A 7383-nucleotide genomic window follows, 5' to 3' on the forward strand; every position below is an offset into this window, starting at 1 on the left:
CGGGTGCAGTGCCCGCGACGGACGACCGTAGCTGTCGTGGCTAGGTCTCACCGTCCCGACCTGGCACTCACCGGTCGGGAGTGCCAACGTCATTTTTAGCACTCGCCTATGCCGAGTGCAAGATCGCCCGGTGACGATGCGCGCCGCGAAGCCGCGGGCTGAGGAGCCGGGCCATCACTTCAGGGCAGGTCGAGCAGCTGCTCGTAGAATCCGCCGAAGCGGCGGAGACGGTCGAGCAGATGGATCTCGAGGATCCAGTGGCAGATCTGGCCGCTGCGGTCGCGGCGCCGCATCGGCTTGTCTGATCCCGGCATGATGTACCACTGGATGCCGGCACCGGCGATCTTTTTGTGCGGAAACTGGCCGACCAGGTGGCCGGCGATGTGGCTGCCCCAGTCGAATCCGTCGATACGGGCGATCTCGACGACGTGGTCGAACAATTCGGCACCCGTAACGTCGGGATGTTTCTGGAAATAGTCGCGGCCGGCTTCCCACACCCGCGGCAGCGCGTCACGCAGGGCCACCTTGTCCGGGTCGTCGCTGAGCACGTAGGTGCGCCCGAAATCAGCCTCCCACTCCTCGAAGACCGGCCCGAGGTCCAGGAAGACGACGTCGCCGTCGGCGATCACCCGGTCCGGCGGGCGTTGCCGGAAGGGCTGCAAGGTGTTCTCACCGGCCCGCACAATCCGCCGATGCCAATGTCGGGTCACCCCGAACATGTCGGCGGCCAAGTCGCGGATCTCGTCGGACAACTGGCGCTCACCGATGCCGGCGCGGATCATGTTGCGGCGCTCGACCTCGTCGAAGAGTTGTGCGGCCTTGGCTTCGGCGTCGAGGAGCCGTTCCACCCGGACAGTTTCCTCGTCGACCACCCTTGCCACCGCACCGATGTTACGGACGCGACGCAGCATCATCTCGCCAGTTTTAGGTCGCCGTCGACGTAGCGCTGCAGGTTGGGGGCGATCGCGGCGATCACCTCGTCCTCAGCCATCGACGCGATGGGCTCGATTTTCCAGACGTAACGCATCAGCGCGAAGCCCAGCATTTGTGACGAGACTAGCCCGCTGCGGACCAGGCGGTCTCGTTCATCGCTGCCGAGCTGCGAGACGCCCATCAGAATGCCCTCGACGACTCGGCGCAGCTTCTCGCGGGTGGCTGGTTCGTGGGCAGCGGTCTGCAAGATCGCACGCAGCGTCGGCCCGATCTCGTCGTCGGCCCAGCTGGTCAGCAGCAACTCCAGCAGCGCGGCGCCGAGCTGCTCGATCGGCGTAGTCCAGACCTTGGCGACGCTCTCCAGCCACTTCTGCGGCGGGTTCGTTGCGACGTCCAGCAGACCTTCCTTCGATCCGAAGTAGTGGTAGACCAGCGCGGGGTCGACGTCGGCCGCCCGCGCCACCGCCCGGATAGTGGTTCCGGCCCAGCCGTGCTGGGCGAACTCGTCGCGGGCGGCGGTAATTATCCGCGCAGCGAGCACCCCGCGTTCATCCCGTGGACCGGGAGTCGTCGACTTCTTCGGCACAAGTTTCATCATAGCGAGAATTTCCTATTGCGTTGAAACTAGTTTCATCGTACGGTGAGATTAGTTTCAACAAACCGTGAAAAGGATGTAGTCATGAGTGTTTCTCCCGACCCCGATGTCACCGATGTCCTGGTTGTCGGCGCCGGACCTGTCGGCCTGGTCGCCGGCTGCGAGCTCGCTCGCCGTGGCGTCCGCGTGCGGGTGATCGACAAATTGGCGCAACCCACCGCGCAGTCCCGCGCGGTGTCGGTGCACGCCCGCAGCCTGGACATGTTCGACCGAATGGGCATCGTCGACGAAATGCTGAGCACCGGTGTCAAGGCCATCGCGATGCAGACCTACGCCGGACACAGCAAGCTCTTCCGGGTGCCGCTCGGTGACGTCGACAGCGCGTTCCCGTTCTCGTTGAGCACAGCGCAGACCGAAACCGAGCGCGTGCTGGGCGAATACCTGCACTCGCACGGTGTCATCGTCGAGCGCGGTGTCGAACTGGTCGGGCTGGCCCAGGACGGCCGAGATGCAAACGCCGCTCACCTCACCTTGCGACACGACGACGGATCGACCGAGCAGGTGACCGCTCATTGGGTGATCGGGGCCGATGGCGCCCACAGCACGGTGCGACGCCTGGTCGGCGCCAAACTCACCGGTTCCTTTGTCGGCGAACGTTTTCTGCTCGGGGATGTCGACGCCGAGCACCAGCTGGACCTGGACTCGATGCACACCTTCTTCTCCCCCGATGGGCCGGTGGTCGTGCTGCCGATGCGGGACGGCCGGATGCGGTTTCTCGCCCAGGTGCACGACGCGCCCGGCGCCCCAATGAACATGCACCCGAGCCAGGAGCAACTGCAGGTGGTCCTCGACCGGAGGATCGGCGGCATCGGGGTGGTGCGCTCGCACTGGCTGACCAGTTTCGAAATTCACCATGGGCGGGTGCCGGCTTACCGCTGGGGCCGCGCCTTTTTGGCCGGCGACGCCGCTCATATCCACAGCCCGGCCGGTGGTCAGGGCATGAACACCGGCATGCAGGACGCGTTCAACCTGGCCTGGAAGCTGGCGGCGGTGGTCAACGGCAGTGTCAGTGGCCACGCCGGTGACACGCTGCTAAACAGCTATCAGGCCGAGCGCATCCCCGTCGCCGACAGCGTCATTACATTCACCAATCGACTCACCAAGGTTGGCACGCTGTCCGGTGCGCCCCGGCGGATCCGCGACATGGCGATTCGGATGGCTTCGCACGTGCCGGCGGCGCGACGAGCGATGGCCGACGCCGCCGAGGAGGTCAACGTCAGCTACAAGAAAAGCCCGACCACCGTGGGCCAAAGAACCAGGCGCACCAAGGTAGTCGTTGGAGAACATTTTCCGCATATGGTCGACGAGGCTGTGCAGAAGCAACTCAGTGCGGTGTGCGGACCGCAGACCTTGGGTCACGTGGTGGTCACTATTAATGGCGCCGGACAGCCGGCCCCCGCCGCGGTCGACAGCGGGCAAGTGCAGGTGCTGGTGACCGCCGACGAGGCCCCCGTCGCAGGCTATGACACCGTCATCGCTGACCCGAACGGCGTTGTGGCGCAGCGGTTCGGGCTCACGATCGGTGGCCGGGTCGTGATACGGCCGGACGGCTACATCGGCGCCATCGCCTCCCTCGACGACGCGACGACCGTCACCGGCTACTTCGCCAAGGTCAGGAGCTGAATCCCATGTACACCTACGACGTCACCGCTGCGGACATGTTCGAGGACCGCACCAACCAGTTCGAAAAGTTCGGCATCCCGCTCGACGACATCAAGCGGGTCGCGGCGGCAACCACAGACATGTGGGCCGACGCGCCGGGCGGCTGGGTCTACGAATGGTCGAAGCTGGCCAGGGAACACGCCGACCGCGGCGACCACTACCTGGCATCGATGGTCTATGGCTGCGCGAAGTTTCCCTGCCTGACCGACGAGGCGCGGGCGCGGGCCCTGCAGAAGCAGCTCGAGCAATTCGACTTGGCGTCCAAGGATTTCCCGGTGACCTTCGAGCGGCGCATCATCACGGTGCCCTACCGCGACGGCACCGTCGCGGTGCCGGTCCACCTGTACTCCGCCGACGGCGACTACGCGAGCCGGCCTGTGCTGATCGCCAGCGGCGGGGTGGACACCTGGAAGATGGACATCCACCCTTGGTGGGTCGGCTTCACCAAGGGCGCCGGCCTGACCACGCTGGCCTTCGACCACCCCGGCACCGGTGAAACGGCGATCCCGCTCGACGGGCACGCCGACGAGGTGATCCGCGGGCTCGCCGACTACGCCAGGAAGCTGGGCCACGGCGGGGTCGCCCACTTCGGGGCGTCCTTCGGCGGAAACTTCGCGGCGATGTCGGGGCTATCCGGGATCGTCGACGCCGCCGTCGATCTCGGCGGGCCGGTCGTCGACGCGTTCGGACGGAAGAACGCGAAGAAACTGCCCTACGGCATGCACGACGTTCTCGGCAACGCCATGCACTGGAGTCATTCGCCGACCCTTGACGAGCTCAGCGCCGGACTGCAGCAGCTGAACCGGCAGGACCTGCTTGCCCAGCGACGCAATTCGATGATGCTCGTGGTCAACGGCGCCGACGATTACTTCATCCCGCAGTCGGACACACTGGTCTTCGAGGGCCGCCCGAACACCGAGGTCCACCTGATCGAGGGCACTGGCCACGTCGCGATGAGCAAGGCCCCCGAGGTGGTGCCGAAGATCATCGGGTGGTTGCGCGCGCAGTTCGCCGACCATCACTGATCACCTGTCCTGCGGATATGCGAGTACCGATGTCGTTGCCCTAGACTGCATCTCGACCAGATAGGAGTCGATGGGTGCGGGCTGGTGAAGCGCCCAGCACCCAGGCTTTGCGGGGCTGGCAGCGGCGGGCCTTGGTGCGGTACCTCGCCACCAAACCACGCGATTTCCTGCTGGTCGCCACCCCGGGAGCGGGCAAGACCGCGTTCGCGCTGCGGATCGCCGCCGAACTGCTGGCCGATCGCACGGTGGACACCCTCACCGTGGTGGTACCCACCGAGCACCTGAAGACCCAGTGGGCCTCGGCGGCGGCCGTCGACGGCATCGAGCTGGACCCGAGATTCCGCAACTCGGCGGCGCACACCTCCGCGGAATACCACGGCATCGTCGTCACCTACGCCCAAGTCGCCCGGCACCCGGCGCGGCACCGGGTGCGAACCGAAGGCCGGCGCACCTTGGTCATCTTCGACGAAATCCACCATGGCGGAGACGCTAAAAGCTGGGGTGACAGCATCCGTGAGGCCTTCGGTGACGCCACCCGCCGACTGGCCCTGACCGGTACACCGTTTCGCAGTGACGACGCTGCCATCCCGTTCATCCGTTACGAACCCGACGGCAACGGCGTGCTGCGGTCGGCGGCTGACCACACCTACGGCTACGCCGAAGCGCTGAGCGACGGTGTCGTCCGGCCGGTGATGTTCCTGGCCTACTCCGGCGAAGCCCGCTGGCGGGTCGGCGCCGGGCCGCAAGCCGGAACCGAATTCACCGCCCGGCTGGGTGAACCGCTGACCGCGGAGCAGACGGCGCAAGCGTGGCGCACCGCCCTGGATCCGGCCGGCCAGTGGATGCCGGCGGTGATCCTGGCCGCCGACACCCGGCTGCGGCAGCTGCGTGACGGCGGTGTCCCCGACGCCGGCGGCATGATCATCGCGACGGATCAGACCGCCGCCCGTGCCTACGCGGAACTGGTCGCCACCATCACTGGCGAGCCCGCAACCGTGGTGCTCTCCGATGACCCGGGGTCGTCCGATCGCATCGCCCGGTTCGCCGCGGAAACCAACCGGTGGCTGGTCGCCGTGCGGATGGTTTCCGAGGGTGTGGACGTGCCCCGGCTCGCGGTCGGGGTGTACGCCACCAGCGCGTCGACGCCGCTGTTCTTCGCCCAGGCCATCGGCCGGTTCGTCCGGTCCCGGCGGCCCGGGGAGACGGCGAGCATCTTCTTGCCGTCGGTGCCGTCGCTGCTGCAGCTGGCCAGTGAGCTGGAGGCCCAGCGCAACCACGTGCTCGGACAGCCGCACCGCGACAGCGAGGAGCTGATCGCCGCCGCTCAACGTCACCATAGCGAGCCATCCGAACTCGACAACAGTTTCACGTCGCTGGGCGCCGACGCCGAACTCGACCAGGTGATCTTCGACGGCTCGACGTTCGGCACCGCCACCCCGACGGGCAGCGCGGAAGAAGCCGACTATTTGGGCATCCCGGGCCTACTGGACGCCGCGCAGATGAAAGAGCTGCTCGGCCGCCGTCAAGAAGCACAGCTGGCCAACCGGAGAACGGCGGTGAACGGCGATGCGCCAGGACCGGTGACCCGGCACGTTCAGCTGCGCGACCTGCGTCGCGAACTGAACGCGCTGGTGTCGGCCGCGCATCACCGCACTGGCAAACCGCACGGGTGGATCCACAACGAGCTGCGCCGGGTCTGCGGCGGCCCGCCGGTGGCCGCGGCAACAACCGGGCAATTGCAGGCACGCATCGAGGCGGTACGCACGCTGAGCGCTTGAGGCTGCCGCGACGATCTCGGCAGCCCGGCTCTGCCGCGCTGCGATCGCCACGGTTTGGTGGCGACCCACTGCGCCCGGCTCTGCCGCGCTGGCGATCGCCACGGGTGAGTATCGTTGCGCCATGGGCGGTAACGGCAAATGGACAGCGGCCGACGTGCCGGACCAAAGCGGCCGGGTCGCCATTGTCACCGGCTCCAACACCGGTATCGGCTACGAAGCCGCAGCAGTGCTGGCACGCGCCGGGGCGCACGTGGTGCTGGCGGTCCGCAATCCCGAAAAGGGCAACGCCGCACTGGCCCGCATCGTCGCCGCCAGCCCGAAAGCGGACGTGACGCTGCAGGAGCTCAACTTGGGCTCACTGGCTTCGGTGCGCCGCGCCGCCGACGCGCTGCGCTCGAAGTACCGGCGCATCGACCTGTTGATCAACAACGCCGGGGTGATGTGGACCCCCAAGCAGCGCACCGAAGACGGGTTCGAGTTGCAGTTCGGCACCAACCATCTCGGCCACTTCGCGCTGACCGGCCTGGTGCTCGACCACCTGTTACCGGTCCGGGGCTCACGGGTGGTGACGGTCAGCAGCGTCGGCCACCGGATCCGCGCGACCATTCACTTCGACGATCTGCAGTGGGAACGCCGATACGACCGGATCGGCGCCTACGGCCAGGCGAAGTTGGCCAACCTGCTGTTCACCTACGAGCTGCAGCGCCGGCTGGCGGCCAAAACCGCGCCGACCGTGGCCGTCGCCGCGCACCCCGGCGGGTCGAGCACCGAGCTCACCCGCAACCTGCCGGTCCTCTTCAAGCCCGCGATCTCGGTGCTGAGTCCGCTGGTATTCCAGAGCGCGGCGATGGGTGCGCTGCCCACGCTGCGGGCCGCCACCGACCCCGGCGTCGAGGGCGGCCAGTACTACGGACCGGACGGAATCGGCGAACAGCGCGGGCATCCGAAAGTCGTGAACTCCAGCGCGCAGTCCCATGACGAGGACGTGGCCGGTCGGCTCTGGACGGTCTCCGAAGAGCTCACCGGCGTCACCTTTCCGGTCTGATGCCGTTACGTTCGGTCGACGAGCACCGGCGCGTCGTCGCGGCTCTGATCGCTGCCCGTCCCGCCGCGCCGGTCCGGTTGGCCGAGGCGGCCGGCCTGGTTCTCGCTGACGACGTGACCGCCCCGGTGTCGCTGCCGGTCTTTGACAACTCCGCGATGGACGGCTACGCGGTGCGCGCCGATGACGTCGCCGCCGCGACCGACGACCATCCGGTGAAACTGCCGGTCGCCGAAGACATCGCAGCTGGGCGCACCGACATCCCGGCACTGCAACCTGGGACCGCAC

General features: G+C 67.3%; 6 protein-coding genes and 1 pseudogene. 5 read left to right on the forward strand and 2 right to left on the reverse strand.

Annotated features, from left to right (window positions below):
• Positions 1–179 precede the first annotated feature (179 nt).
• Together WA317_RS20310 and WA317_RS20315 are read right to left on the reverse strand one after the other, a co-directional pair.
• On the reverse strand, positions 180–911 hold the full coding sequence (locus WA317_RS20310; RefSeq protein WP_425174742.1) for a M24 family metallopeptidase: 732 nt from the start codon (positions 909–911) through the stop codon (positions 180–182).
• Positions 911–1528, reverse strand: a complete 618-nt coding sequence (locus WA317_RS20315) for a TetR family transcriptional regulator (protein WP_425174737.1) — start codon at positions 1526–1528, stop codon at positions 911–913. Before WA317_RS20315 ends, WA317_RS20310 begins: the two co-directional genes overlap by 1 nt.
• Positions 1529–1612: 84 nt before the next feature.
• On the opposite strand from WA317_RS20315, the gene WA317_RS20320 reads away from it, so the two are divergent.
• The 5 genes and pseudogenes from WA317_RS20320 to WA317_RS20340 all read left to right on the forward strand — a co-directional run.
• Positions 1613–3211: an FAD-dependent monooxygenase gene (locus WA317_RS20320; RefSeq protein WP_425174738.1), complete on the forward strand. Its 1599-nt coding sequence runs from the start codon at positions 1613–1615 to the stop codon at positions 3209–3211.
• Positions 3212–3216: 5 nt separating this feature from the next.
• Entirely contained in the window at positions 3217–4275 is a 1059-nt protein-coding gene (locus WA317_RS20325) for an alpha/beta hydrolase (protein WP_425174739.1), read from the forward strand.
• Between the two features lie 74 nt (positions 4276–4349).
• Entirely contained in the window at positions 4350–6053 is a 1704-nt protein-coding gene (locus WA317_RS20330; RefSeq protein WP_425174740.1) for a DEAD/DEAH box helicase, read from the forward strand.
• 121 nt (positions 6054–6174) lie between these two features.
• Positions 6175–7098 (forward strand): SDR family NAD(P)-dependent oxidoreductase, encoded by a 924-nt coding sequence (locus WA317_RS20335; protein ID WP_425174741.1) that lies wholly within the window; start codon positions 6175–6177, stop codon positions 7096–7098.
• Positions 7098–7383 (forward strand): annotated as a pseudogene (locus WA317_RS20340) (gephyrin-like molybdotransferase Glp); the annotation flags it as partial. The gene WA317_RS20335 and the pseudogene WA317_RS20340, both read left to right, overlap by 1 nt.

The organism is Mycobacterium sp., assembly GCF_049802695.1.
In the GTDB taxonomy this organism is placed as follows: domain Bacteria; phylum Actinomycetota; class Actinomycetes; order Mycobacteriales; family Mycobacteriaceae; genus Mycobacterium.

Coding starts and splice junctions, on each gene's coding strand:
- WA317_RS20310 (WP_425174742.1), bottom strand. CDS start 911: ATGCTGCGTCGCGTCCGTAACATCGGTGCGGTGGCAAGGGTGGTCGAC.
- WA317_RS20315 (WP_425174737.1), bottom strand. CDS start 1,528: ATGAAACTTGTGCCGAAGAAGTCGACGACTCCCGGTCCACGGGATGAA.
- WA317_RS20320 (WP_425174738.1), top strand. CDS start 1,613: ATGAGTGTTTCTCCCGACCCCGATGTCACCGATGTCCTGGTTGTCGGC.
- WA317_RS20325 (WP_425174739.1), top strand. CDS start 3,217: ATGTACACCTACGACGTCACCGCTGCGGACATGTTCGAGGACCGCACC.
- WA317_RS20335 (WP_425174741.1), top strand. CDS start 6,175: ATGGGCGGTAACGGCAAATGGACAGCGGCCGACGTGCCGGACCAAAGC.